The sequence below is a fragment of the Kitasatospora fiedleri genome, assembly GCF_948472415.1.
GTDB classification, from domain to species: Bacteria; Actinomycetota; Actinomycetes; order Streptomycetales; family Streptomycetaceae; genus Kitasatospora; species Kitasatospora fiedleri.
In genome coordinates this window covers 7,705,062-7,729,429 of sequence record NZ_OX419519.1, presented here as the reverse complement: position 1 = coordinate 7,729,429, position 24,368 = coordinate 7,705,062, and the positions used below count along the sequence as shown (strand labels likewise).

General features: G+C 74.6%; 16 protein-coding genes and 5 pseudogenes. 11 read left to right on the top strand and 10 right to left on the bottom strand.

Annotated features, from left to right (window positions below):
* Positions 1-60 precede the first annotated feature (60 nt).
* The 3 genes and pseudogenes from QMQ26_RS35280 to QMQ26_RS35270 all read right to left on the bottom strand — a co-directional run bounded on the left by QMQ26_RS35280 (position 61) and on the right by QMQ26_RS35270 (position 3,971).
* Positions 61-1,667, bottom strand: a pseudogene (locus QMQ26_RS35280) (alkaline phosphatase D family protein).
* Between the two features lie 238 nt (positions 1,668-1,905).
* Positions 1,906-2,906, bottom strand: a pseudogene (locus QMQ26_RS35275) (alpha/beta fold hydrolase).
* A 423-nt stretch (positions 2,907-3,329) separates the two neighbouring features.
* The gene (locus QMQ26_RS35270; RefSeq protein WP_282204159.1) at positions 3,330-3,971 is read right to left on the bottom strand and encodes an HNH endonuclease family protein; all 642 of its coding nucleotides are present in this window, start codon (positions 3,969-3,971) and stop codon (positions 3,330-3,332) included.
* 653 nt (positions 3,972-4,624) lie between these two features.
* Here QMQ26_RS35270 and QMQ26_RS35265 point away from each other — a divergent pair.
* Genes QMQ26_RS35265 through QMQ26_RS35245 form a run of 5 tightly spaced genes read left to right on the top strand, consistent with a single transcriptional unit; the run spans position 4,625 to position 11,680 of the window.
* Positions 4,625-6,307, top strand: coding sequence for an ABC transporter substrate-binding protein (locus QMQ26_RS35265; RefSeq protein ID WP_282204158.1), 1,683 nt, complete (start codon positions 4,625-4,627; stop codon positions 6,305-6,307).
* A 43-nt stretch (positions 6,308-6,350) separates the two neighbouring features.
* Positions 6,351-7,442, top strand: a complete 1,092-nt coding sequence (locus QMQ26_RS35260; protein WP_282204157.1) for an ABC transporter permease — start codon at positions 6,351-6,353, stop codon at positions 7,440-7,442.
* Entirely contained in the window at positions 7,442-8,638 is a 1,197-nt protein-coding gene (locus QMQ26_RS35255; protein WP_282204156.1) for an ABC transporter permease, read from the top strand. Before QMQ26_RS35260 ends, QMQ26_RS35255 begins: the two co-directional genes overlap by 1 nt.
* Positions 8,631-10,340 (top strand): dipeptide ABC transporter ATP-binding protein, encoded by a 1,710-nt coding sequence (locus QMQ26_RS35250; protein ID WP_282204155.1) that lies wholly within the window; start codon positions 8,631-8,633, stop codon positions 10,338-10,340. Before QMQ26_RS35255 ends, QMQ26_RS35250 begins: the two co-directional genes overlap by 8 nt.
* Positions 10,337-11,680: a dipeptidase gene (locus QMQ26_RS35245; protein WP_282204154.1), complete on the top strand. Its 1,344-nt coding sequence runs from the start codon at positions 10,337-10,339 to the stop codon at positions 11,678-11,680. The genes QMQ26_RS35250 and QMQ26_RS35245 overlap by 4 nt, the downstream gene beginning before the upstream one ends.
* A 102-nt stretch (positions 11,681-11,782) precedes the next feature.
* On the opposite strand, the gene QMQ26_RS35240 is transcribed toward QMQ26_RS35245, so the two are convergent.
* Positions 11,783-12,106 carry a hypothetical protein gene (locus tag QMQ26_RS35240; protein WP_282204153.1) on the bottom strand — a complete coding sequence of 108 codons (324 nt, stop codon included), beginning with the start codon at positions 12,104-12,106 and terminating at the stop codon, positions 11,783-11,785.
* Between QMQ26_RS35240 and QMQ26_RS38530 the strand changes: the two are divergent.
* Positions 12,033-12,992, top strand: a pseudogene (locus tag QMQ26_RS38530) (GH12 family glycosyl hydrolase domain-containing protein); the annotation flags it as partial. The gene QMQ26_RS35240 and the pseudogene QMQ26_RS38530 overlap by 74 nt on opposite strands.
* Before the next feature lie 315 nt (positions 12,993-13,307).
* On the opposite strand, the gene QMQ26_RS35230 reads toward QMQ26_RS38530, so the two are convergent.
* Together QMQ26_RS35230 and QMQ26_RS35225 are read right to left on the bottom strand one after the other, a co-directional pair.
* On the bottom strand, positions 13,308-14,189 hold the full coding sequence (locus tag QMQ26_RS35230) for an MOSC domain-containing protein (RefSeq protein ID WP_282204151.1): 882 nt from the start codon (positions 14,187-14,189) through the stop codon (positions 13,308-13,310).
* Positions 14,190-14,348: 159 nt separating this feature from the next.
* A complete protein-coding gene (locus QMQ26_RS35225) occupies positions 14,349-15,050 on the bottom strand; it encodes a hypothetical protein (RefSeq protein WP_282204150.1) in 702 nt (233 codons plus the stop codon).
* A gap of 397 nt (positions 15,051-15,447) precedes the next feature.
* On the opposite strand from QMQ26_RS35225, the pseudogene QMQ26_RS35220 reads away from it, so the two are divergent.
* Both QMQ26_RS35220 and QMQ26_RS35215 read left to right on the top strand, forming a co-directional pair.
* Positions 15,448-16,025: pseudogene (locus tag QMQ26_RS35220) on the top strand (exonuclease domain-containing protein).
* A gap of 104 nt (positions 16,026-16,129) precedes the next feature.
* Complete coding sequence (locus tag QMQ26_RS35215) at positions 16,130-16,741, top strand: DUF7691 family protein (RefSeq protein ID WP_282204149.1); 612 nt, start codon at positions 16,130-16,132, stop codon at positions 16,739-16,741.
* Between the two features lie 39 nt (positions 16,742-16,780).
* Here the strand turns inward: QMQ26_RS35215 and QMQ26_RS35210 are convergent.
* Both QMQ26_RS35210 and QMQ26_RS35205 read right to left on the bottom strand, forming a co-directional pair.
* A pseudogene (locus QMQ26_RS35210) lies at positions 16,781-17,316 on the bottom strand (gamma carbonic anhydrase family protein).
* A gap of 463 nt (positions 17,317-17,779) precedes the next feature.
* Positions 17,780-17,932: an Lrp/AsnC family transcriptional regulator gene (locus QMQ26_RS35205; protein WP_282204148.1), complete on the bottom strand. Its 153-nt coding sequence runs from the start codon at positions 17,930-17,932 to the stop codon at positions 17,780-17,782.
* Here QMQ26_RS35205 and QMQ26_RS35200 point away from each other — a divergent pair.
* Positions 17,895-19,415: an APC family permease gene (locus tag QMQ26_RS35200; protein ID WP_404814021.1), complete on the top strand. Its 1,521-nt coding sequence runs from the start codon at positions 17,895-17,897 to the stop codon at positions 19,413-19,415. The genes QMQ26_RS35205 and QMQ26_RS35200 overlap by 38 nt on opposite strands.
* A gap of 690 nt (positions 19,416-20,105) precedes the next feature.
* Positions 20,106-20,399 (top strand): hypothetical protein, encoded by a 294-nt coding sequence (locus QMQ26_RS35195; RefSeq protein WP_282204147.1) that lies wholly within the window; start codon positions 20,106-20,108, stop codon positions 20,397-20,399.
* Positions 20,400-20,500: 101 nt separating this feature from the next.
* Here the strand turns inward: QMQ26_RS35195 and QMQ26_RS35190 are convergent, their stop codons facing one another.
* A complete protein-coding gene (locus tag QMQ26_RS35190) occupies positions 20,501-21,946 on the bottom strand; it encodes a glycoside hydrolase family 6 protein (RefSeq protein ID WP_282204146.1) in 1,446 nt (481 codons plus the stop codon).
* 340 nt (positions 21,947-22,286) lie between these two features.
* Positions 22,287-23,387, bottom strand: coding sequence for an FAD-dependent monooxygenase (locus QMQ26_RS35185; RefSeq protein ID WP_282204145.1), 1,101 nt, complete (start codon positions 23,385-23,387; stop codon positions 22,287-22,289).
* Positions 23,388-23,591: 204 nt separating this feature from the next.
* Between QMQ26_RS35185 and QMQ26_RS35180 the strand changes: the two genes are divergently transcribed.
* Entirely contained in the window at positions 23,592-24,290 is a 699-nt protein-coding gene (locus tag QMQ26_RS35180) for a TetR/AcrR family transcriptional regulator (RefSeq protein WP_282204144.1), read from the top strand.
* Positions 24,291-24,368: the final 78 nt, after the last annotated feature.

Here is a 24,368-nt window from a genome sequence, read left to right as displayed (position 1 = left end):
ACCGGGGTGACGTCCCGTCACCATCGCCGCCGCCCCCGGACGGTGGCGGCGGACGGTGCGTCAGGCGACCGGGGCGTTGACGCGTTCGATCTGCTGGGTGCCGGTGCGGGTGCGGTAGGAGCGGGTCCAGCGGGTGGTGGCGTCGGTCCTGGTGCGGTCGGAGAGGGCGTAGTAGTCCATCTGGGCGCGTTCGGGGGTGATGTCGAGGACGCCGTAGCCGTGCGAGTCCAGGTCGGTCCACTTGACGTGCCGGTTGGCGGCCTGGATCGCGGCGGCGGCGACCAGGGAGAGCGTGCCGGGGGCGACCTTGAGGATGTCGTCGATGTTGTCGCTGGTGACGGAGGTGACCACGAACTCGGTGGCGGCGCTGCCGGAGGCGGGGTAGGTGGCGGCCTCGTAGGGGACGTCGCAGGCCCAGGCGGAGTGGATGTCGCCGGTGAGGAAGACGGTGTTGGTGATGCGGTGGTCCTTGAGGTGGGCGAGCAGTTCGCGCCGGTCGTGGGTGTAGCCGTCCCACTGGTCGACGTTGACGGCGAGGCCCTCGCCGGGCAGGCCGAGCAGTTGGGCGAGCGGGCGGAGCAGGTAGTCGGGCAGCGAGAGGAAGGCCACCGGGGAGATCATCACCTCGTTGCCGACCAGCCGCCAGGTGGTGTCGGAGGCGGCCAACCCGGCCTTGAGCCAGTCGAGTTGGGCCCGGCCGGTGAGGGTGCGGTCGGCGGAGTCGACCTGGCCGTCGCCGATCGCGGCCTGCTGGGAGCGGAACGAGCGCAGGTCGAGCAGGTGCAGGTCGGCGAGCTTGCCGTAGCGCAGCCGCCGGTAGGTGGTGCCGGCCACCGACGGGCGGACCGGCATCCACTCGAAGTACGCCTGTTTGGCGGCGGCGACCCGGGCGGACCAGTCGCCCTCGGTGCCGGGGGTGTGGTTCTCGGCGCCGCCGGACCAGGCGTCGTTGGCGAACTCGTGGTCGTCCCAGATCGCGATGGTGGGGACGGCGGCGTGCAGCGCCTGGAGGTCGGCGTCGGTCTTGTAGCGGCCGTGCCGGGTGCGGTAGTCGGCGAGCGTGAGGATCTCGTGGGCGGGGGCGTGCGGGCGCACCACGGTGCCGCGGGTGCCGTACGCGCCGCTCGCGTACTCGTAGATGTAGTCGCCGAGGAAGAGGAAGGCGTCCAGGTCGCCGCGGGCGGCGAGGTGGCGGTAGGCGGCGAAGTAGCCGGCCTCCCAGTTGGCGCAGGAGGCGACGCCCAGGCGCAGCCGGTCGGGGGCGGCGTCGGCGGCGGGGGTGGTGCGGGTGCGGCCGACGGGGAGGTCGCGCCGTCGGCGAGGAAGCGGTACCAGTAGGCGGTGTCAGGCCGCAGGCCGCGGACGTCGGCCTTGACGGTGTGGTCGGTGGCGGCGCCGGTGGTGACGGTGCCGGTGGCGACGACGGTGGTGAAGTCCCGGTCGGTGGCGAGCTGCCAGCGGACGGCGGTGTCGGGGCCGAGCCCGGAGCCGGGCAGGGCGTCGGCGGTGGGGGTGAGGCGGGTCCACAGCAGGACGCCGTCAGGCAGCGGGTCGCCGGAGGCGACGCCGTGCAGGAACCGGGGGGTGTCGGCGGCGTCGGCCCGGCCGGCCGGGGTGGTGAGCGGCAGGGCGAGGGCCCCGGCGGTGAGGGCGGCGGCCTGGATCACCCGGCGGCGCGGCGGGCGGGCGCGGCGGTGGCGTTGGTGGTGTCGGTCACGTCGTACGAGACTTACCGACGGGTAACGGCTTGTCCAGGGGGCGGTCTGACTGTTCGTCAATCCTTCACCCGGTGACGCGGAGCCCAACGGGGCCCCACGCCCCGGGCCCGCCCGCCCCCGTCCGCCGGTCGGCCCCCGTCCGCCGGTCGGCCCCCACAGCCGGTCGGCCTTCACAGCCGGTCGGCGCTCACAGCCGGTCGGCGTCGAGCACCGCCCGGACGAACTCGCCGGGCGCCTCCTGCGGCAGGTTGTGGCCGACGCCGTCGACGGTGCGGTGCAGGTACGGCCCGACGAACCGGTCGCGGTAGCTGCGGCCCCGGCCGGGCGCGGTGAACGGGTCGAGGGCGGGGTCGAGCACCACGGCGGGCACGGTGATCACCGGCCGGTCGGCGAGCCGCCGCTCGTCGGCGTCGTAGCGGCGCTCGCCGCCGGCCAGGCCCAGGCGCCAGCGGTAGTTGTGCGCCACGATCTCCGGGTAGTCGGGGTTGTCGAAGGCGGTGGCGGTGCGGTCGAAGACCTGCTCCTCGAACTGCCAGCCGGGCGAGACCGTCTGCCACACCAGCCGGCACAGGTCGCGGCGCAGCCGGCGGTCGAGCAGGGCGCGGCGTCCGCGTTCGGTGGTGAAGTAGTACTGGTACCACCAGGCGTGTTCGGCCTCCGCGCCCAGCGGGTCGGCCTGGGCGTGGACGTCGGTGATCAGGTAGCCGCCCACCGACACCAGGGCCTTGACCCGGTCGGGCCGCAGCGCGGCGACGATCGCGGCCGTCCGGGCGCCCCAGTCGAACCCGGCCAGCAGGGCGCTGCTGACCCCGAGCGCGTCCAGCAGGGCGACCAGGTCCCGAGCGACGGCGGCCTGTTGGGCGTTGCGCGGGATCTGCTCGGAGCGGAACCTGGTCCGGCCGTGGCCCGCAGGTAGGGCACCAGGACCCGGTAGCCGCGCGCCGCCAGCAGCGGGGCCGCCTCGGCGAAGCTGTGGATGTCGTACGGCCACCCGTGCAGGCAGACCACCACCGGGCCGTCGGGCGGGCCGCACTCCGCGTAGCAGACGTTCAGGTCCCCGGCGACCACCTGCCTGAGCGTCCACGGCACCGCCAGCCCGTCCGAGAGCACCGCCCCGTACGGCGCCGTGCGCGGCGGCACGACGTACGCGGGCGCGGCGTGCGTCGGCGCCGGGTAGGCCGGCACCATGTACGCCGGTGCCGGGTAGCCGTGCGCCCCGTACCCCTGCGTCTCGTACCCTCGCGTCTCGTACCCCTGCGTCTCGTACGTCGGCACCGCGTAGGCCGCTGCCGGGTAGCCCTGGGCCTCGTACGTCTGGGGCCCGTACGCCTGGGCTCCGTACTCCTGGGCCGGGTAGGCCCGTCCGCCCGCCGCGGCCGTGAACAGCCCGGCGCCGGCCGCGACCCCCGCCCGGTGGAAGCTCCGCCTGTCCATCCGTCAGCCCTCCGCCCGTGTCCAGCCGTCCGTCGTTCCGTCAGCAAGGATGCCGGAGAACCGCGTTGACCAGGACGAAGGCGCGCCGATCGGACATTTCGGTCATTCGCGTGCGCAAACGCCCAAACCGTCCGCGCGGGGTTCCGCGCGGACGGTCCGGGTCGAACGGCGCTGCGCTCAGCAGCCGTTGAGGATGTTGGTGAGCGCGGTCTTCTCGGCGCTGTCCACGGACAGCTTGTAGTAGTACTTCACCTGCACCCAGGCCCGGACGTAGGTGCAGCGGTAGCCGGTCACCGAGGGCAGCCACTCGGCCGGGTCCTTGTCGCCCTTGGCCTGGTTGACGCTGTCGGTGACGGCGAGTAGCTGGGGGCGGGTCAGGTCGTTGGCGAAGGCCTGGCGCTGGGCGGTGGTCCAGGCGGAGGCGCCGGAGTCCCAGGCCTCGGCGAGCGGCACCAGGTGGTCGATGTCCAGGTCGGAGGCGGCGTGCCAGGTGGCGCCGTCGTACGGGGAGAACCAGGTGCCGGAGGTGGCGGCGCAGTTGGCGTCGGTGACCACGCCGGAGCCGTCGCGCTTGAGCACGGTCTCGCGGGTGTTGCAGGTGCCGGAGATGGTGATCCAGAGCGGGAACAGGTCGCGGTTGTAGCCGGTGCGGTTCTCGGCCTTGACGGTCAACTGGGCCAGGTAGCTGCGGGCGGTGGCGGCGGAGACCGGGGTGGGCAGCGCGGCCTCGGCGGTGCCGGTGCCGACGGTGACGGCTCCGGCGGCGAGGACGGAGGTGGTGGCGAAGGCGGCGAAACGGCGGAGGAAACGATTCGGCACGGGGGCACTCCTGAACTCGACGGAGGGACGGGGGGACCGGGATGCGGGGCAGGGCAGGGCAACGCGCAAGTGGCATTACGGGAAGGCACGTTGGGACCTGCCCGCGGTTTCGAGCCAGCGTGGCAGCCGATTGTCTATGCGGGTAGATACCGTGTCGTGAAGATTGCATTGCCACCGTGTGGCGATCACCGCACGCGAGGTGAACGACCGTCACCGGAACGGCCCCGGCACTATTGCCTGATGATCAGTTAACTATTGGGCGAGGCAGGGGAGTTGTGGTTCACCCGAGCGACCGGCGGAGCACCCGGACCGCCGACCGCTCCCTTGACCGGCCCCGACCGTTGATCTACCTTCGTGCCTCGCCACGAGTTCCGGTGCCACGCCCGGACCGACCACGACCGGGAGGACGAGGGTGCCCACGGCTCTGTACAGCCGCCGCCACATCGACCTGCTCATGGTCTCCAGTTCGCTCTGTCGCTGAGCACGACAGCCGCCCCCCGCCCACCGGCGGCCCGGCGGTGCCCGTCCCGCCGCTCACCAGGCCACCCGCCCGCCCCGCGTCCAGCGTGCCCGCCGCATCCCGCGTCCGCACCGCTGCCGCGCCGCCGGCGACCGCCGCCGCACCCGCGCACCCGCGAACCCGGAGACCGTCCATGCACAAGTCCCCTGTCCGACACGGCCGTTCGACCGTCGTCATACCCACCCCGGCGTCCCGCCGACGCGCCACCGCCGCGCTCGCGCTGAGCGCCGCCGTCCTGGTCTCCGCCACCGCCTGCACCAGCGCCAAGGCCGGCGGCTCCGCCTCCGGCGGCGGCGCGGCCTCCGTGCTGACCATCGGCACCACCGACCAGATCGTCAGCCTCGACCCGGCCGGCTCCTGGGACGCCGGCTCCGGCACCATCGCGGACGAGGTCTACTCCCCGCTGCTCAGCGCCAAGAACGGCACCTCGGACGTCTCGCCGAACCTGGCCACCGACGTCAAGCTGACCGCGCCCACCCAGTACACGGCCACCCTGAAGCCCGGCCTGAAGTTCGCCAACGGCCACGACCTGACCTCGTCCGACGTCAAGTTCAGCTTCGACCGGCAGCTGCGGATCGCCGACAAGAACGGCCCGTCCTCGCTGCTCTACAACCTCGCCTCGGTCGCCGCCCCGGACCCGACCACTGTCGTGTTCACCCTCAAGTCGGCCAACGACAGCCTCTTCCCGCAGGTGCTCTCCACCGGCGCCGGCTTCGTCCTGGACGAGGAGGTCTTCCCCGCCGACAAGGTCCTCGACGACGACGCCGTGGTCAAGGGCAAGCCCTGGGACGGCCCCTACGGCATCACCAGCTACGCCAAGAACTCACTCGTCGCCTTCGAGGCCAACTCCGCCTACCGGGGCCAGCTGGGCACGCCGAAGACCGCGCAGGTCCGGCTCAAGTACTACACCGACCCGAACAACCTGAAGCTGGACGTCCAGCAGGGCGGCATCGACGCCGTCTACCGCACCCTGCCCACCGCCGACCTCCAGGACCTCTCCGGCAAGAAGGACGTCACCGTCCACACCGGCTCCGGCAACGGCATCCGCTACCTGGTCTTCGACTTCAAGACCCAGCCCTACGGCAGCGCGACCGGCCAGGCCGACCCGGCCAAGGCGCTCGCCGTCCGGCAGGCCGTCGCCCACTCCGTCGACCGGGCCCAACTCGCCTCCCAGGTCTACAAGAACACCTTCGAGCCGCTCTACACCTCGGTGCCGGACGGCATCACCGGCGCCACCCCGTCCTTCAAGAAGCTCTACGGCGACAAGAACGGCGGCCCCTCCAAGGACGCCGCCGCCGCCGTGCTCGCCGCCGCCGGCGTCAGCACCCCGGTCGACCTCCACCTCCAGTACAACACCGACCACTACGGCTCCTCCTCGGCCGACGAGTACGCCCTGATCAAGACCCAGCTGGAGGCCACCGGCCTGTTCAAGGTCGACCTCCAGTCCACCGCGTGGTCCCAGTACGGCAAGGACCGGGTCGCCGACCTCTACCCGCTCTACCAGCTCGGCTGGTACGCCGACTACCTGGACGCCGACAACTACGTCGGCTCGTTCTTCTCCCACGACAGCTGGGTCAACAGCGGCTACGACGACCCGGCCGTGCAGGCGCTGATCAAGCAGGAGGAGACCGAGACCGACCCGGCCGCCCGCACCCGGCAGATCGAGCAGGTGCAGGACGCCACCGCCGCGCAGGTGCCGCTGCTGCCGCTGCTCCAGGGGTCCACCGCGATCGTCACCCGGGCCGGCGTGCAGGGCGTGCCCGAGCGGCTGAACAGCGCCTACCGGTTCCGCTGGGCCGAGCTCAGCAAGAGCTGACCCCCGCCGACCGGCGCACCCCGCACACCCGAGAGATCCCGCCATGACGCTCGCCCCACCCCTGGGCGGACGCGGACGCCAGGAGCACGGCCGACCCCTGTCGGCCGTGCTCCGCTCGCCGCTGGCCCGCTACCTGGCCGTCCGCCTCCTGCTCGTCGTCCCGACCGTCTTCCTGCTGCTCACCACGGTCTTCTTCCTGATGCGGGCCACCGGCGACCCGGTCACCACCGCCTTCGCCGACCGGCTCACCCCGGCCCAGCTCCAGCAGAAACTGCACGCGGCCGGCTACGACCGGCCGCTGCTCACCCAGTACCTGGACTACCTGCGGCAGACCGCCACCGGCAACTTCGGCCGCACCGCCACCGACAACCAGGCCGTCTCCGCGGTGCTGCGCACCTACGGCGCGGCCACCCTCGAACTCGCCTGCTGGGCCCTGCTGGTGGCCGTCGCCGTGGGCGTCCCGCTGGGCGCGGTCGCGGCCCGCTACCGCGACCGCGCCCCGGACGCCGTGCTGCGCCTGGCCGCCGTCCTCGGCTACGCCACGCCGGTCTTCTTCGTCGGGCTGCTGCTCAAACTGGTCTTCGCGGTCGGGCTCGGCTGGCTGCCGGTCTCCGGCCGCGCATCGATCCAGGTCGAACTGGAGTTGCAGAACCTGTCCAGCACCACCGGCCTCTACCTGGTCGACGCGGTGCGCAGCGGCGACGGCGCGGCGGTGGCCGACGTGCTGCGGCACGGCGTGCTGCCGGGGCTGGCCCTCGGCCTGCTGCTGGCCGGCGTGCTGCTGCGGCTGGTGCGCACCCACCTGATCGCCACCCTGGACACCGAGTACGTGGCGGCGGCGCGCTCGCGCGGCGTCGGCGGCCTGCGCCTGATCACCCGGCACGCCGCCCGGCCCGCGCTGATCCCGGTGGTGACGGTGCTCGGCCTCCAGGTCGCCGGGCTGCTCGGCGGGGCGGTGCTCACCGAGACCACCTTCGAGTGGAAGGGCCTGGGCTACCAGTTGGCCCACTACCTGACAGTGCGCGACTTCGCCGCCGTCCAGGGCATCGTCGCGCTGTTCGCGGTGGTGGTCGCGGTGGTCAACTTCCTGGTGGACGCGCTGGCCGCGCTGATCGACCCCCGGGTGAGGTACTGATGTCCGAGCCATCCCGCGAGTCCTCGCCGTCCTCCCCGTCCCGTCCGTTCGAGCCGTCCCGTCCGCCCGAGCCCTCCCGTCCGCCCGGTGCGGACCGTCCGTCCGGTGCGGACCGTCCATCCTGGCTGCCCCGGCTGGTGCCCCGGCTGGTGCCGCAGCGGGTGCGCGGCAGCGTCGGCCTACAGCGCGGCATGCTGCTGGCGGGGGCCGGGCTCACCGCGCTGTTCCTGCTCGCCGCCCTCCTCGCGCCCTGGCTCGCGCCCTGGGGGCACGCCCAACTCCAGGACGGCGGAGTGCTGTTCGGCTCGCAGCAGCCGCCCGGCCACGGCCACCCGCTGGGCACCACCGTCGGCGGCTACGACGTGCTCGCGCGCACCCTGTGGGGCACCCGGACCGCCGTGGCCGTCATCGCGCTCTCGCTGGTGCTGTCGGCGCTGCCCGGCACCCTGCTCGGCCTGGTCTCCGGGTACCTGGGCGGCTGGCCGGACCGGCTGCTGGTGGGGGTCGCCGACGCGCTGTACGCCTTCCCCTCGCTGCTGCTGGCCATCGTGCTGTCCATCGTGATCAGCGGCGGGCGCTCCAGCCTGGTCGGCGGCCTGACGGCGGCGGCCTGCTCGGTGGCGCTGGTCTTCGTGCCGCAGTACTTCCGGGTGGTGCGCGCCGAGGTGCTGCGGGTCAAGGCCGAGCCCTTCGTGGAGGCCGCCCGGGTGATCGGCACCGGCCGCCTGCGGATCATGTTCCGGCACGTGCTGCGCAACTCGGTGCGCACCCTGCCGCTGCTGCTCACCCTGAACGCCGCCGAGTCCGTCCTCACCCTGGCCGGCCTGGGCTTCCTCGGCTTCGGCATCGAGCCCAACTCCGCCGCCGAGTGGGGCTACGACCTGAACCGCTCCGTCCCCGACGTCACCTCGGGCATCTGGTGGACGGCGCTCGCCCCGGGCACCGCCACGGTCCTCGCCGTCCTCGGCGTGACCCTGCTGGGCGAGAGCCTCAACGACCTCGCCGACCCGCGCCTGCGCCGCCGCCGGGCACCGCGGACCGCCCCCGCCGGGACCGCCGCGCCGGTCGCCGCCGCCCCCGCGGTGGTCGACGCGGTCGTCGCCGCGCCCACCGCCGAGCCCACCGCTGCGCCCGCGGTCGCGCCCGCCCCGCCCGCCGCCCCGCACGCCGACACCCCGGAGCAGAGCCGTGCCTGAGCCCAAGACGCCGCCCACGGAGCTGCTCCGGATCGAGGACCTGCACGTGTCGTTCGCCACCGACAGCGGGCCGGCCCTCGCCGTCCGGGGCGTGGACCTGGCGGTGGCGGCCGGGGAGGCGGTGGCGCTGGTCGGCGAGAGCGGCAGCGGGAAGACCGTCACCGCGCGCAGCGTGCTCGGGCTGCTGCCCGAATCGGCCGCCGCCCGGGGGCGGGTGCTGCTCGACCACGGGGACGCCGGGCCGGTGGACGTGCTGACCGCGGACCGCCGCACGCTGCGGGCGCTGCGCGGGACGGCGGCGGCCATGGTCTTCCAGGAGCCCGCCACCGCGCTGAACCCGGTGCACCCGATCGGCTGGCAGCTCACCGAGGGCCTGCGCGCGCACGGCCGGGGCACCCGCGCCGAGCGGCGCGCCCGCGCGGTCGACCTGCTCGGGCAGGTCGGCATCCCCGAGCCCGAACGGCGGGTCGACCACTACCCGCACCAGCTGTCGGGCGGTCAGCAGCAGCGCGCCGTCATCGCGATGGCCCTCGCCCTGGGGGCCCGGCTGCTGGTCGCGGACGAGCCCACCACCGCGCTGGACGTGACCGTGCAGGCCGAGATCCTCGACCTGCTGCGCCGCTGCCGGGACGAGTTGGGCACGGCGCTGCTGCTGATCACCCACAACATGGGGGTGGTGGCCGACCTGGCCGACCGCGTCGCGGTGATGCGCGAGGGCCGGATCGTGGAGCAGGCCCCCGTCCGCGCGCTGTTCGCCGCACCGCAGCACCCGTACACCGTCCAACTCCTTTCTGCGGTACCGGACTTCGGGAAGGCCGCGCCCCGCCCGGCCCGGCCCGCCGACGGGGGCGTCCCGCCGGTGGTCGCGGCCCGCGGCCTGACCGTCGAGTACCCGGGGCGGCTGGGCCGCCGGGCGTTCCGGGCCGTGGACGGGGTGGACCTGGAGATCGGCGCGGGCGAGGTGCTGGGGCTGGTCGGCGAGAGCGGCAGCGGCAAGACCACCATCGGGCGCGCCCTCGCCGGGCTCACCGCCGTCAGCGGCGGCACCCTCACCGTCCTCGGCGAGACGCTGCGCACCGGCCCGCGCCGCCGCGCCGGCGGCACCGCGGCCGGTCGCGGCGGCCGGCTCGGCTACGTCTTCCAGGACCCGGCCACCAGCTTCAACCCGCACCTGACCATCGGCGCCTGCGTGGCCGAGCCGCTGCGGGTGCACCGGCCCGAGCTGGACGGGGCCGCCGTCGCCGCGCGCGTCCGGGAGCTGCTGGAGCAGGTCCGGCTGCCGGCCGGGACGGCCGAGCGCCACCCGCACGAGCTCAGCGGCGGCCAGCGCCAACGCGCTTCGCTGGCAAGGGCGTTGGCCCTCGATCCGGCGCTGGTGATCGCCGACGAGCCGACCTCCGCGCTGGACGTCTCGGTGCAGGCGCAGGTGCTGGAGCTGTTCACCCGGCTCCAGCGCGAGCTGGGCTTCGCCGCGCTGTTCGTCAGCCACGACCTGGCCGTAGTGGAGCGGGTGGCCGACCGGGTCGCCGTGCTGCACCGGGGCCGGGTGGTCGAGTCCGGGCCCACCGCCCGGGTGCTCGGCGACCCGCAGCACCCGTACACCCGGCGGCTGATCGCCTCGCTGCCGGTGCCCGACCCGGACCGCCAGGCCCGGCGCCGCGCCGCCCTCCCCCTCCCGCGAACAGGAGCCACCGCCCCATGACGGACCGCACCGCCCCGGGCCCCGCCGACCCGACCGGCCCTGCCGACCCGGCTGACCCTGCCGACCCTGCCGACCCTGCCGACCCTGCCGACCTTGAGAGTTCCGACAGCTCCGACGGTTCCCCGCAGGCCGTCGTCCGGGAGGTCCTGCGCCGCAGCCCGGCGTTCGACGGCCACAACGACCTGCCGGTCGCCCTGCGGGCCCGCAGCGGCGGCTCGGTGGCCGGGCTGGACCGGCACCGGCCCGAACTCCACACCGACCTGCCCCGGTTGCGCGAGGGCGGGGTCGGCGCGCAGTTCTGGTCGGTCTACGTCCCCTCCGACCTACCCGAACCGGTGGCCGCCGTCGCCACCCTGGAGCAGATCGACCTGACCCACCGGCTGATCGCCCACTACCCCGGGCAGTTGCGGCTGGCCGTGACGGCCGACCAGGTCGAGGCGGCGATCGCCGACGGCCGGATCGCCTCGCTGCTCGGCATCGAGGGCGGCCACTCGCTGGCCTCCTCCCTCGGCGTGCTGCGCGCCTACGCCCGGCTGGGCGTGCGCTACCTGACGCTCACCCACAACCACCACACGCCGTGGGCCGACTCCGCCACCGACCCCGGCTCCCCCGGTGTCGGCGGCCTCTCCGCGGCGGGGCTGGCCGTGGTCGCCGAGCTGAACCGGATCGGCGTGCTGGTCGACCTCTCGCACACCGCCGAGTCCACCCAGCGGGCCGCCCTGGCCGCCTCCACCGCCCCGGTGATCTTCAGCCACTCCTCCTGCCGCGCCGTGAACGACCACCCCCGCAACGTCTCCGACGAGGTGCTGGCGCTGCTCCCGGCCAACGGCGGGGTGGTCCAGCTGACCTTCGTGCCCGACTTCATCTCGCCCGAAGTCGCCTCCTGGCGGGCCGCGTTGGCCGCCGAACGGGAACGCCTCGACCTGCCCCCGGCGTCCTGGAGCTGGCCCCGGCACCCGGCCCCGGGCGAGAGCCCGGCCGCCGTGGCCGAGGAGATCGCCGCCGCCTTCGCCGCCGGTCCGGGCGGGCCCCCGCCGCCCGAGCTCAAGCGCTGGCTGGACGCCCACCCGCGCCCCGAGGCCACCGCCGCCCAGGTCGCCGACCACGTCGAGCGCGCCCGGGAGGTCGCGGGCCTGGACCACATCGGCCTCGGCGGCGACTACGACGGCGTCGACCGGCAGCCGGTCGACCTGCCCGACGTGTCCGGCTACCCCCTCCTCCTGAACGAACTGGCCGAACGCGGCTGGTCCGCAACGGAGTTGGAGGCACTGACCGGCCGCAACGTGCTGCGGGTGCTACGCGAGGCCGAACGCCGGGCCGAGGAACCGCTCTGGCCCTGAAGGTCGTTCCGCACCGCCGGGCCCGGGGGGCTCCGGTTCGCGCGGGACCGGTTCAACTCTTGTACGCGGCAACGCTCTTGACATAAACATGACCGGCTGGCTTCATGAGTCCTGCCTGTTGTGGGAGCGCTCCCAGACCACCCGCTGGGCGTCCTGACCGACGTCGCGAAACGAGAGAGGTCTCTCCGTGCCCGGTTCCGTTCTCGTCCGAACGCTGCGCGCCGCGCTGACGGCGTTCACCCTGGTGGCCGCGGCCACCGTCCTCCCGGTGGCCGCGGCCGGCCCGGCCGGTGCCAACACCACCATCTGCGACACATTCGGCAGCACCCCCGTCTCGAACGGCGCGTACATCGTGCAGAACAACGAGTGGGGCGACTCGATCCAGCAGTGCATCGACGTCTCCGACAACGGCTTCAAGGTCACCACCGGCAACCACAACGTGGGCACCGGCGGGGCCCCCGCCGCCTACCCGTCCATCTACGCCGGCTGCCACTACGGCAACTGCTCGACCGGCAACGGCCTGCCGCAGCAGGTGTCCTCGTTCACCAACCCGCAGTCCAGCGTCGCCTTCAGCACCGCCGCCGGGTCCTGGGACGCCGCGTACGACATCTGGTTCGACAGCCACCCCAACCCCGCCGGGCAGAACGACGGCGAGGAGCTGATGATCTGGGCCAACCACCAGGGCCCGCCGGCGCCGTTCGGGTCGAAGGTCGGCACGGTGTCGCTGGAGGGTGCGACCTGGGACGTCTGGGAAGGCCGGCAGGGCGGCAGCCCCGCCTGGAACACCGTCTCGTACGTGCGCCAGTCCGGCACCAACGCGATCACCGTGAACATCAAGGACTTCACCGACGACTCGATCCACCGCGGCTACCTCCAGCCGTCCTGGTACATGACCAGCGTCCAGTTCGGCTTCGAGCCCTGGCAGGGCGGCCCCGGCCTCGCGGTGAACTCCTTCTCCTACACGCCCAACGGCAGCGGCGGCAACAACAACGGCGGCGGCGGCGGCAAGAGCATCGTGGGTCAGGGCAGCGGACGCTGCCTGGACGACCAGGAGGGCGGCACCGCGGACGGCACCCCCGTCCAGCTGTACGACTGCTACACCGGCGCGGGCACCTGGCCCAACCAGCAGTGGACCTGGTCGAACGGCGCCCTGGTCAACACCACGTCCGGCAAGTGCCTGGACGTGGCGGGCGGCCGCACCGACAACGGCACCCAGGTGCGGCTGTGGAGCTGCAACGGGCTCGGCGCCCAGAAGTGGCAGGCCAATGCGAACGGCACCCTGACCAACCCCAACTCCGGCAAGTGCCTGGACGCGGTCGGCCGAGGCACCGCGAACGGCACCCCGCTGCAGATCTGGGACTGCTACGGCGGGGCGGCACCCAGCCCAACCAGGTCTGGACCTTCCGCTGAAGGCCGTCGCAGCAGGGGGTGGCAGGGCGGGCTGAAGCGCGCTCCGTCCCGGCGTCCCCTCCGGTCCGGACGAGGTAGTGCACAGGAGAACGACGGCCCGCACCGCGTGGTGCGGGCCGTCGTTCTCCTGTCGGCAGCCGCGCAGACCCCGTGGTTCTCCACGCGAGCGGAGGCGAGCTCGACGCGGGCCCGCACGGCGGGTGGTGTGAGGACAGCCCTAGGAAATCCGTTCGGGGTCGCCCCACTCCCGGACGGCCACCTCGTCGCCGACCGACAGCTTTCCCGGTGTCAGCACGGAGAACTTCGTCCCGAACACCACGCCGCCGCTCGCGGCCCGCCGGTAGCCCGCGAGGGTGCGCAGCGGCTCCGGACCCCGGCGCGCCCCGGTCTCCTGTTCCACCAGGGTGACGGCGCAGCGCACCGCGAGTTTGGCGTAGCCCAACTCGGCCGCGCCGATGGTGAGGCGGCGCGCCCGGTCCTCGGCGTGCGGGACGGCCGCCCAGTCGTCGCCGTGGCCCTCGGAGTCGTGGCCGTGGCTGCCGACGACGATGTTCGGACGGAAGCGGTTCATCGGCAGGGGCGCGGCGCCCCGTTCGGCCAGCCGCCGGTCGAGGAGGGCCAGCGAGGCGCGGGACAGCAGGTGGACGGCGCTGCTGTCCGCGTAGCCGGAAGGGCCGGGGGTCAGGCCGTCGGCGATCCGGTCGTGCTCGGGCGGCACCCGAACCAGGCGGCTGGGGGTGCCGAGGAACTCCGAGAGCCAGGCGGCGACTTCGTCGCCCTGGTCGATGCCCCGGAAGGCGGCGCCGAACAGGTCGACGTCGCGGCGGGGCGCGGTCGTCGTCACGTCGAGGCGCACCGTGCCGAAGCGGTCCGTACCGTCGGCCGAGTCGAGGGTGAGCCGGGTGCCGTCGGGGCTGACGGCGGGCCGGACCAGGGCGAGGCGGGGGTGGCGGCGCTGGGTGCGGTAGGTGCCGTCCTCGCCGATGACCATGAAGCTGCGGTCGTGCGCGAGGCCCGCCGGCGTCAGGACCGCCTCGCTCGTCGACGTGCCCGCGCACCCCTTCACGGGATAGCAGATCAGCTCCCTGACGTCGGCCATCCGCCGCCCCCTTCGGTCGACAGCCACCCTAAGCCTTGTTCCGTCGTGGTCGGGCAGCTGTGTCAGGCAGCTCCGCGGCTGACGGTCCTCGGTCCATCCGGCGCACGGATGGCTTGGACCGCCACGGCCGACCAGAGTCCGCGGCGCCGCCGAGCCGCGCTACAGGAAGTTGTTGGGCCAGATCATGGTGCGCCACATGTGTGCCGAGGGCGAGTCGTCGAACCCCAGCCCTTCGCGGGGCTGCCGGAAGCAGCGGCCGAGCTCGTCCTCGAACTCGCTGATGTCGATCGCCTCGTCCGGGTCGAAGTCGAAGGTGTAGAGGTCGTTGAGGGTGACCAGACGCGCCGTCATGTACCAGCGGTGGGAACGGGCCTGCCGGTAGGCATGCCGCACGTGCTCGGGCGGACGGTAGTCGGCGCCGAAGAACGCGTCGTAGGCCTGCGGGTAGTCGTAGCCCACCGCGGGGTCGGGGAAGAAGCGGAAGACCTCGTGCTGGCGGATCGCCCAGGCGACCTCCTCGCTGACGTAGGGGGCGACCAGCTGGGCGCCCCAGTGCCCGTGGTGGCTGCGCAGCAGGCCGCCGACGGCAATGTCGTGCAGCAGGCAGGCGGTGACCACCGCGTCGCCGAGGTCGAGGGCGCGGGCGCGGCGGGCGCTGTGGATCAGGTGCAGGGCGGTGAAAGGGTCCTGCGCGAGCCGCAGGCGGAAGAAGTCCGCCAGGGTGGGCCTGGCGGGCATCGGGGGCAGCGCCGGGTTGTCGCCCATCATGTAGACGCGGTCCGCGCCGAGCCGGGCGAGGGTCCGGGCACCGTCGATGTGGTGGTCGGTGCCCAAGGTGGCGGCGGCGGGGAGCGCGATCATGCGCTCCAGCCCTTCCTGCCCGGTGCCGACGCCTCCAGCTGTCACTGGTGGGAGTGCGCCCCGCGCGGGAGCGCCCTCGGACGGGCCGCGGTGCGGGTCATGGGTCAACATCATGATCGTTCCAACGAGGCTCCCGCGGCCAGGTCACCGAAGCCGGGGCAGGGCGCTGGAGCGAGTGGAGGAGACTTCCGCGTTCCGGCTGGGCCGGGTGAAGCCGGAGCGGGTGCCGCCGAACCCGCCGGCGACGCCGACGAGGGTCGGCTGGGGCCGAAGGCGCCGATGGTGGAGCGAACGCGGGGCCGTGGTGCACGGCGCTGCTGACGCCGGTGGTGCGACGCCTGCAGGTGTCGGCGATATCCGATTGACCGGCGCGGCGGGCTCCGCCCATGATCCCCCCATGGAACACGGGCTGCCGCGGGGGCTGTTGAACGTGGTCGACATCGAGGCCACCTGCTGGGACGGACAGCCGCCGCCCGGCCAGGTCAGCGAGATCATCGAGATCGGGCTGACGGTGGTGGACCTCGACTCCCTGGAGCGGGTCGGCCGGCACCGCGTCCTGGTCCGCCCCCGGCGTTCGACCGTCAGCGCCTTCTGCACCGAACTGACCGGCCTGACCGGGCCCGAGGTGGACACCGGTCTGCCGTTCTCCGCCGCCTGCCGCCTGCTGGCCACCGAGCACCGGGCCGGCGAGCGGCCCTGGGCCAGCTGGGGCGACTACGACCAGCGGCAGTTCACCCGCCAGTGCCGGGCCACGGGCACCGCGTACCCGTTCGGCCACCGGCACACCAACGCCAAGGCGGTCTTCACGGACGCCCGCGGCCTGCGCCGACGCCGGGCATGGCGCAGGCCCTGGAGCTGGCCGGCCTCCCGCTGGAGGGCCGCCACCACAGCGGCGCGGACGACGCCTGGAACATCGCCGCCCTCGTCCTCGCCCTGGCCCGCTCCGGCCACTGGCCCTCGGCCGCCGCGCCCTGACGAGCCCGGACGTGGCCTGACGAGCCCTGACGAGCCCTGACGTGGCCTGCTGTGACTGCCGGACGCCCGAGCTGACTGTCGGTCACGGCACCTAGGGTGATCACATGAGTTCCTCCCTGAGCCCCTTCCTGATCGACACCGCCGCCGTGCGCGGCCTGGTCGGCTCCGGCGACGAGCAGGTGCTCCGGGTCGTCGGCGAGCGCTTCGGCGCCCGCCTCGCCGCGGACGACGACTGGTTCTCCGACGAGATAGCGGAGGGCGCGCCGACCGCCGCGGAGGCGCTGCACGCGGTGGTGCACGGCGGCCCCTACCCGGCGGACTCCCCGTACGTCTTCCAGTACGGCTACGCCTACAAGCGCCTGTGCGAGCTGACCGGCAGCTTCCTGGACAACTCCAGCTTCTCGCCGTTCCGCGGCTCCTGGCTGGAGATGGTGGACGAGGGGCTGCGGGCGCTGCGGATCACGGCGGTCTCGGTGGCCGAGTTCGGCTACTACGGGGGCCTGCCGAGCGGAATCCCCTCGGACGACCTGCCGCGCTGCGGCGAGTGGACGCACAAGCAGTGCCTGGCCGCGCTGGAGCAGTTCGAGCAGACCGAGCGGGACGGCCACGCCCCGCCGCTGGAGCCCGCCGTGGCGGACGCCGTCTCCGACGTCGTCGGCTGGCTGCGCCAGGTGGAGGGGCGCCCGGGCTTCGGCGTCGTCGGCTTCGTCTCCTGAGCCGCCGCCGCTCGGAACCGGTCCGAGGGCGGCCGGGCCTCAGCGGTCCGCCCCGGGGACGTCCCGGGCGTGGGCGGCGGCCAGCAGCTGGTAGCCCTCGCCGTTGGCCCGGATGCCGGCCCGTTCCTCCTCGGTGAGCTCGCGCTTGACCTTCGCGGGGACGCCGGCGACCAGCGACCCGGGCGGCACCTGCATGCCCTGCGGGACGACCGCGCCGGCCGCGACCAGCGAACCGGCCCCGATCCGGGCGCCGTTGAGGACGGTGGCGCTCATCCGATCAGCACGTCGTCCTCGACCGTGCAGCCGTGCAGGACGGCGTTGTGGCCGACCGAGACCCGCTCCCCGAGGACGGCGGGGAAGGACGGGTCGGCGTGGACGGTGCAGTTGTCCTGGATGTTGGTCAGCGCGCCGACGCTGATCCGCTCGGCGTCCCCGCGCAGCACCGCCCCGTACCAGACGCTGGCCCCGGCGGCGACGGTCACCGCCCCGACCACCACCGCCCCGGGCGCGACGAACGCGTCGGGGTCGACCTGCGGGTGCAGTCCGCCGACGGCGGCGATCAGGGGTTCGGCCACGGTGGCACCTCCGGTGCGGGACGGACGCGACGACGGAACGACAGGACGGCGGAGCGGCGGGACGGCGGCGCTCACCGCCCCGGCCCAGTCTTCCCTACCCACCGGTAGCCCGGGCACCCGCCCCGTCCTACCCCCGTCGGGGCGGCCAGTGGTCGAGCGGCAGCGGCCCCCGGGACCGGACGGTGCGGATGGCGAAGGTGGAGCGGGCGTCGCGGACCGGGCCGACCGCGAGGATCTCGTCCAGCAGCACCTGCTCGTAGGTGGCCAGGTCCGGACGGCGATCTCCACCAGGAAGTCCGCCTCGCCCGACACCACGTGGCAGGCGACCACCGCCGGGATCGCGCACAGCGCCTCCTCGATGTGCCGGGAGGTCTCCGCGAGTGCTGCTCCACCCGCAGCGCCACGAACACCGTCAGCCCCAACCCGACCCGCTCCCGGTCGAGTTCGGCCCGGTACCCGGCGATCACCCGTCCGCCTCCAGCGCCTTCGTCCGGCGCAGGGCGGAGGAGGGCGAGAGCCGGACGGCCTCGGCGAGGTCGACGTTGGGCGTCCGGCCGTGGCGCTGGAGGTGGGCCAGGATGGCGCGGTCGATGCGGTCGTACTGCGGACTCGACATGCCCCGCACCCTAGCCCCGGCACGCGGTGCCGCGAAACGACCGCTACGCGGCAGGACGTGCCGTCCGGGCCCCGTCACGGCGCGGATTTCGCCAGCGGGTGCCGCGCGATCGGGGCCAGGATCAGGGCATGACCGACACCCCGTCCGCGACCCGTCCCCGCCCCGCCTCCTCACCTCCCGAGCCTCCCAAGCCTCCCGGGCTTCCCGGGCTTCCCGCCGGGGCTCCTCCCGCCCGGCCGCCTTCCTGTCCACCGCCGGGGCGTCCGCGCTGTACATCGGTGCGCTGCTCGGGCCAGCCTGCTGCTCCTGCCGGGCTCGCGGCGCGGGCGGCGGCCCGGCCTCGCTGGTGGCGTGGCTGGGGCTGCTGGCGCTGTCCGGTCTGATCGCGGCGGTGTTCTGCGGGCTGGGCACCCGGCTGGGGTCGTCCGGCGGGGTGGCCGGGTACACGGCGGCCGGGCTGGGGCGCGGGCGGGCCGGGCCGCGGGTGGTGCTTCCTGGCGGGGTGGTCGCGGGGGCGCCGGTGGTCTGCCTGATCGGCGGGAGCTACGCGGCGGCGGCCGTCGGCGCGGACGGGGGCGCGGCCGTCCGGGCGGGGCTGGTGCTGCTGGCGGTGGTGCTGGCGGTGCGGCTGCTGGGGGTGCGCACCGGTGCCGGGCTGCAACTGGTGCTGGTGTCCGCGCTGGTGGGGCTGGTGCTGTTCGCGGTGATCGGCGCGGCTCCGGCGGCCCGGGCCGCGCACTGGACGCCGTTCCTGCCGCACGGTTGGACGGGCGTCGCGCAGGCCGCGCCGCCGCTGATGTTCGCGTTCGTCGGCTGGGAGGCCGCCGCCTCGCTGACCACCCGGCTGCGCGACCCGCGCCGCCAGCTGCGCCGGGTGGTGCTGATCGCCTTCGCCGTCACCTCGCTGCTCTGCCTGGGTCTGGCCGCCGCGACGGTCGCGGTGCTCGGCCCGGGCGCGGGCGGTTCCGTGCCGCTCGCCGACCTGATGCGCGCCGCGATCGGCGACCGGGGCCCGCTGCTGGCCGCGGGCGCGGCCCTGGTCCTGACCCTGGCTGCCACCAACACCTACCTGACCGGCGCCGCCGCCCTGCTGGACGCCCTGCTCCCGTCCGGTGCGGCGGCCGGCCGGCGCGGTGCGCTCGCGGTACCGGCCGCGACCGCGCTCATCGGCGTCCCGCTGTTCGCCCTGGTCGGCTCGGGCCTGCTGACCACCGCTCAGCTGGTGGCGGTCCCCACCGCCCTGTTCCTCACCGTCTACCTGACCTGCACGGCCTCGGCGGTCCGGGTCCTGACCGGCGCGCCGCGCCTGGCCGCGGCCGTGAGCTGCCCGGCGGTCCTGGCCCTGCTGCTCGGCACCGGCTGGCCGGTGCTGGCTGCGGCGGCGGTGGCCCTGACCGCGGCCGCCACCGACCGAACGGGCGACCGATCCACGTTCGAACGTTCCGCCGCAGCTCGGGAGGGTTCACCGGCCGGTGGGGTTTGACCCCGAACGACTACCGCGCACCACCGGAACGGTCCGATGATCGGGCAATGGACCATGCCGCGGGCGCGTACCCGCCGCCCCTGCTCCCGTCGCTCCCGCCCCTGCCTCCGCTGCCCTCGCTTCCCCTGCCGCACCACCCGCCCTGGCCGTGGCCGTGGCACTGCCACCACCCGGCACCCACGCCCACCCCCACCCCGACGCCCGTCCCCACCCCGACGCCGACCCCCACCCCCACACCACACCCGTCGCCAACTCCCGTTCCCACCACCGCACCCACTGCGCACCCGACGCCGCTCCCGGCCCCGACCCCGACCCCGTCCCCCGCCGCCTCGCACCCGACGCCCCTCCGCACCCCGTCCGCCTCTCCCCACCCTCCGTCCCAGACTGCGGCTCCGGCCCCGACGGCCGTCGCCCGGGCGGCGAGCCCGCCGCCCCCGGCACCCGCCCCCGTCCCGACCGCCGGCAGTGCCCACTCGACCCTGGTCGCCGCCCCGCCGCCGGACACTCCGGCCGGGCCGGGCCCGCTCGAACCCTCGGTCTGGGCGACCGTCCTGCTCGTCACCGTCCTGCTGCCGGCCGTGCTCGCGGCCCTCGCGGGGCAGCACTTCGTGTTCTCCAGGAGGAGTCGTTGAACCTTGCTCCGTTGCTCGGCGCCCTCGGGGCGCTGGTGCTCGCGGTGGGCGCGCTCGCGTGGCGAACCGGCTGCGCCCCGAGGTCCCGGAGGGCGAGCCGTTCCCGGAACCGCACCCGACGCTCGGGGCGATCGGGTCCGGGCTGCTGTCCGGGTTCACCCTGCTGACGGGCTTCCTGATCGCCACCGGCTGGGCCGCCCGCAGCACCGGCATCGTCCCGCCCGACGGCCTGTACATCGCCGACCTCGCGGCGGGCGGCGCCGTCCTGCTCTACCCGTCGCTCGCGGGCTGCCGTTCACCCCCCGGTACATCACCGCGGTGTGCCTGTTCGGACTGCTGGTCGGCTACGTGATGGTGACGGCCGTCCAGCTCCGGCCCTGACCCGGCGCGGAACGGAAGGGTGCCCCGCCGGCCCTCGGGTGGGGGGTGGCCGGCGGGGCTGGGGAGGGTGGTTCAGGAGGTGGTGCAGGCGGCGCCGTTCAGCGTGAAGGCGGTCGGGGTGGTGTTGTTCGACCCGTACGTCGCCTGCAGGCCGAAGGCGGTGGACGCACCGGCCGCCAGGGTGCCGTTGTAGCCGAGGTCGGTGGCGGTGACGGCGGCCCCGCTCTGGGTGACCTTGGCGTTCCAGGCGCTGGTGACCTTCTGGTCGCCGGGGAACGTCCAGCCGAGCGTCCAGCCGGAGATCGCGGCGGAGCCGGTGTTCTTCACCGTCACGTCGGCGGTGAAGCCGCCCGCCCAGGAGTTGGCCCGGTACGCGATCGAGCAGGCCGCGTTCCCGGTCGGCGGCTGCGAGGTCGGCGGCTGGGACGTCGGCGGCTGCGAGGTGGGCGGCTGGGACGTCGGCGGCTGCGAGGACGGCGGCTGGGACGGCGTGCTCGGGTCGGGCGCGTTCTGCGCCAGCTGGTAGGCGATGTCGGGGACGAACGTCCCGGCCGCGGCGGCGCAGCCGTCGGCCTCGCCCGGGGGCTTGATCCACAGGAAGGCGTCGACGGCGCTGTCGTTGGTCGCGGCGGTCGGGTAGTTGCCGATCCGGCGGCCGGACGGGTCGCACCAGGCGCTGCCCGCCGGGCCGTTGCCGTTGCGGCTGGTGTCGATGACGGCGTGCAGGTTGCCGGGGTTGCCGAGGGCGTTCAGCACGTTGCGGGCGAAGGAGCTCTCGTTGGCGGTGGTGTTGAAGTTGGAGACGTTGGTGAAGAAGCCGTCCGCGTTCAGCACGCCCGCGCCGCGCAGCCGGTTGGCCTGCTCGGCGGCGGAGTTCCAGGTGGAGTGGCCGCCGTCGAGGTAGACCTTGGCGTTCGGGTTCGCGGCGTGAAGGGTGGTGACGGCGCGGGCCAGCGAGGCGAACCGGTCGTTCTGCTGCTGGGCGCTCAGGCAGGTGGTGAGCGCGATCGAGTCGGGCTCCAGCACCACCACGGTGCGCGAACTGCCCAGCCCGGCGGCGAACTTGCCGACCCAGGCGTCGTACGAGGGCAGGTCGGGCGCGCCGCCGGCGGAGGCGCCGCCGCAGTCCCGGTTGGGGATCGCGTAGGCCACCAGCACCGGCACCTGGCCGGCCTGTGCAGCGGCCGAGGTGACCGCGCGGACGTCGGAGGTGACGCTGTCGGGGCGGTAGTTGGAGAACCAGATGCCCTGCGGCTGGCTGGCGATCCGCTTGGAGATCACCTGGGTGCGGGAGTCCCCGGGGTTGGCGGCGACCCACTTGACGACCTGCGAGGTCGGGTCCTTGTAGAACTGGGTGTCGGCGGCGAGGCTGCCCTGCACGGCCGCGCCCGCGCCGCCCTGGGCGGCGACCACCAGGCCGACGGCCGCGGTCGCGGCGGCGAGGGCGAGGGCGGCGGCCCGACGGGTCGGCCGGACGGGCGGGACGGGGGTGTGCCGGTGCGGGTCGGGGGTGTGCACGGTGTCCTCCGGTGGGGTGCTCTCGGGTGGGAGAGGCGGACGGCAGCCGGGTGGGGGGCATGCTGACCGGGGCCGATGCGGGAACCGGAACGTGGGAGCGCTCCCGCAACGAACCGCGCCCGATGCTAGCGGCCCGCCCCGCCCTCACGGCAGGCCCCGGACACCGCGAACTCCCGCCACCCCGACCGCCCCTGACCCCGCGCCAGCGGGCCGGACCACCGTCGACCCGCCGCCGAACAGGCCCTTCGCGCCCGCCCCACCCGCGCCCGGCCACTGCGGGGAGCCTGCCGGCCCCGCGAAACTTTCACCCGAGGACGGAACGGGACCGACGGCCGCCCCCTCACCCCTGCGGCACCCGGGCGGGCTCGGGCAGGTCGAGGGTGGCGATGTCCTCCCCCATCGCGAGCATGCGGTTCAGCAGCGGGCGCCGGCCGAGCAGGGTGTTGCGCAGCCACAGGCCGTGGGCGGTGCGCGGGGCGAGGAAGGGCCCGGTGCGGTCGCCGCCGCGCTGGCAGCGTCGGGCGTAGGGGCGGACGGTGCGTTCGTAGCGGGTGAGTGCGGCGCGGTGGTCGCCGTCGGCGCGGGCGAGTTCGGCGGCCAGGACGTACGCGGCGACCAGGGCGGTGCCGGTGCCCATGCCGCCGATGGTGGCGCCGCAGGCGGCGTCGCCGAGCAGGGCGATCCGGTCGTCGGACCAGGCGGGGACGTCGGCGCGGCTGATCGAGTCGACGTACAGGTCGCGGTCGTCGACCTCGTCCAGGGTGGCGAGCAGGTGCGGGACGGGGTGCGGCAGGTCGGCGAAGCGTTCGCGCAGCAGGGCCTTGAGCCGGGCGGGGTCGTGCCGGTCGAGGGGGAGTTCGGGTGCGGCGAACAGCAGGAAGGCGCCGGCCCGGTCGGGGTCGCGGGGGTCGGCCCCGGCGGCGGCGAGCCGGCCGGGGGTGTTGACGCCGGTGCTGCCGGCGGGCAGGCCGAGGCGGTTGGGGAAGGGCCAGGTGGCGGCGTAGTAGCCGAGGTGGCGGACGTAGCGCCGTTCCGGTCCGAAGGCGAGGGCGCGGACCCGGGAGTGCAGGCCGTCGGCGCCGATCACCAGGTCGAAGTGCCGTTCGGGGGCGTGCCGGAAGGAGACCAGGACGCCGTCGGGCCGCTGCCGCAGGGCGGTGACGGTGTCGCCGAACAGGTACTCGGTGCCGGGCGCGCTGTGCCGGTGCAGCAGCCGGACGAGGTCGCCGCGCGGGATCTCCACCTCGCCGCCGGCGAACTCGGCGGGCAGCCGCAGCCTGGTCCGGCCGCGCGGGTCGGTGAAGGTCATGGGTGTGCCGCCGGTGCGGTGCGCGCGCAGTTCGTCCAGCAGGCCCATCCGGCGCAGGACGGTCAGGTGGGTGGGGCCGCGGAAGTCGACGGCCTGCCCGCCGGCCCGCAGTCCGGGGGCGAGTTCGACCACGGTGGGCCGGTGTCCGTACCGGCGAGCCAGTACGCGAGCGCGGGGCCGCCGATGCCGGCGCCGGAGATCAGTATCCGCACGTGCTTCCTCCTCGGGTGGCGTCACCGCCGAGAAACTGCGTCCACCGGACGCGGTTCATTGCTGTGTACGGTAGACACAGTTCCGGGTCGCGCACAAGGCCGGCCCGCGGAGCGAGGAGGGACCGTGCCGGAACCGAACGCGGCGCTGCGGCTGCTGTGGGGCCCGCCTGCCCGGCCGACCCGGGGGCCGAAGCCGTCCCTGAGCCTGGAGTCGATCGCCCGCGCCGGGGTCGGCATCGCGGACGCCGAGGGCCTGGCGGCGGTGTCCATGCAGCGGGTCGCGGGGCTGCTCGACCACACCAAGATGGCGCTGTACCGGTACGTGCCGGGCAAGGCCGAACTGGTCGCCCTGATGGTCGAGCACGTCGCGGGCGACCCCCCGCCCGCGAGCGGTGCCCCGTGGCGCGAGCAGCTCGCCGACTGGGCCCACCGGATGTCCGCCGTGCTGGCCGTCCACCCCTGGCTGCTGGACGCCCTCGCCGCTCCGCGTCCCACCGGCCCGCGCGAACTGGCCTGGCTGGAACGGGTGGTGGCGGCACTCGACGGCCACGGCCTGTCCGGCGCGGAACGCATGGACGCCGCCGTCCTGCTGGTCGGCCACGTCCGCACCATCGCCGCCCAGCACCGCCAGTCCCGCGACGGCTCCCCCGAGGCCGAACTCCTGCGCGCGCTCGGCGATTTGGTCCACACCCACGCCGACCGCTACCCCGCCCTCGCCGCCGCCCTCGCCGAACCCCCCGGTGGCCGCGACGACGCCTACGACTTCGGCATCGCCCGCATCCTCGACGGCATCGCCGCCCTGATCGACCACCGCACCCGCTGACGCTCCCCCGCCCTTCTCACCCCCGCAGGCCGAACGGCCTTTTGGGCGGCGGGAGTTGCGGCCGGGAAAATGCCGGGC

Coding starts and splice junctions, on each gene's coding strand:
- QMQ26_RS35265 (WP_282204158.1), top strand. CDS start 4,625: ATGCACAAGTCCCCTGTCCGACACGGCCGTTCGACCGTCGTCATACCC.
- QMQ26_RS35260 (WP_282204157.1), top strand. CDS start 6,351: ATGACGCTCGCCCCACCCCTGGGCGGACGCGGACGCCAGGAGCACGGC.
- QMQ26_RS35225 (WP_282204150.1), bottom strand. CDS start 15,050: ATGATCGCGCTCCCCGCCGCCGCCACCTTGGGCACCGACCACCACATC.
- QMQ26_RS35215 (WP_282204149.1), top strand. CDS start 16,130: ATGAGTTCCTCCCTGAGCCCCTTCCTGATCGACACCGCCGCCGTGCGC.
- QMQ26_RS35255 (WP_282204156.1), top strand. CDS start 7,442: ATGTCCGAGCCATCCCGCGAGTCCTCGCCGTCCTCCCCGTCCCGTCCG.
- QMQ26_RS35205 (WP_282204148.1), bottom strand. CDS start 17,932: ATGTCGAGTCCGCAGTACGACCGCATCGACCGCGCCATCCTGGCCCAC.
- QMQ26_RS35200 (WP_404814021.1), top strand. CDS start 17,895: ATGGCGCGGTCGATGCGGTCGTACTGCGGACTCGACATGCCCCGCACC.
- QMQ26_RS35230 (WP_282204151.1), bottom strand. CDS start 14,189: ATGGCCGACGTCAGGGAGCTGATCTGCTATCCCGTGAAGGGGTGCGCG.
- QMQ26_RS35245 (WP_282204154.1), top strand. CDS start 10,337: ATGACGGACCGCACCGCCCCGGGCCCCGCCGACCCGACCGGCCCTGCC.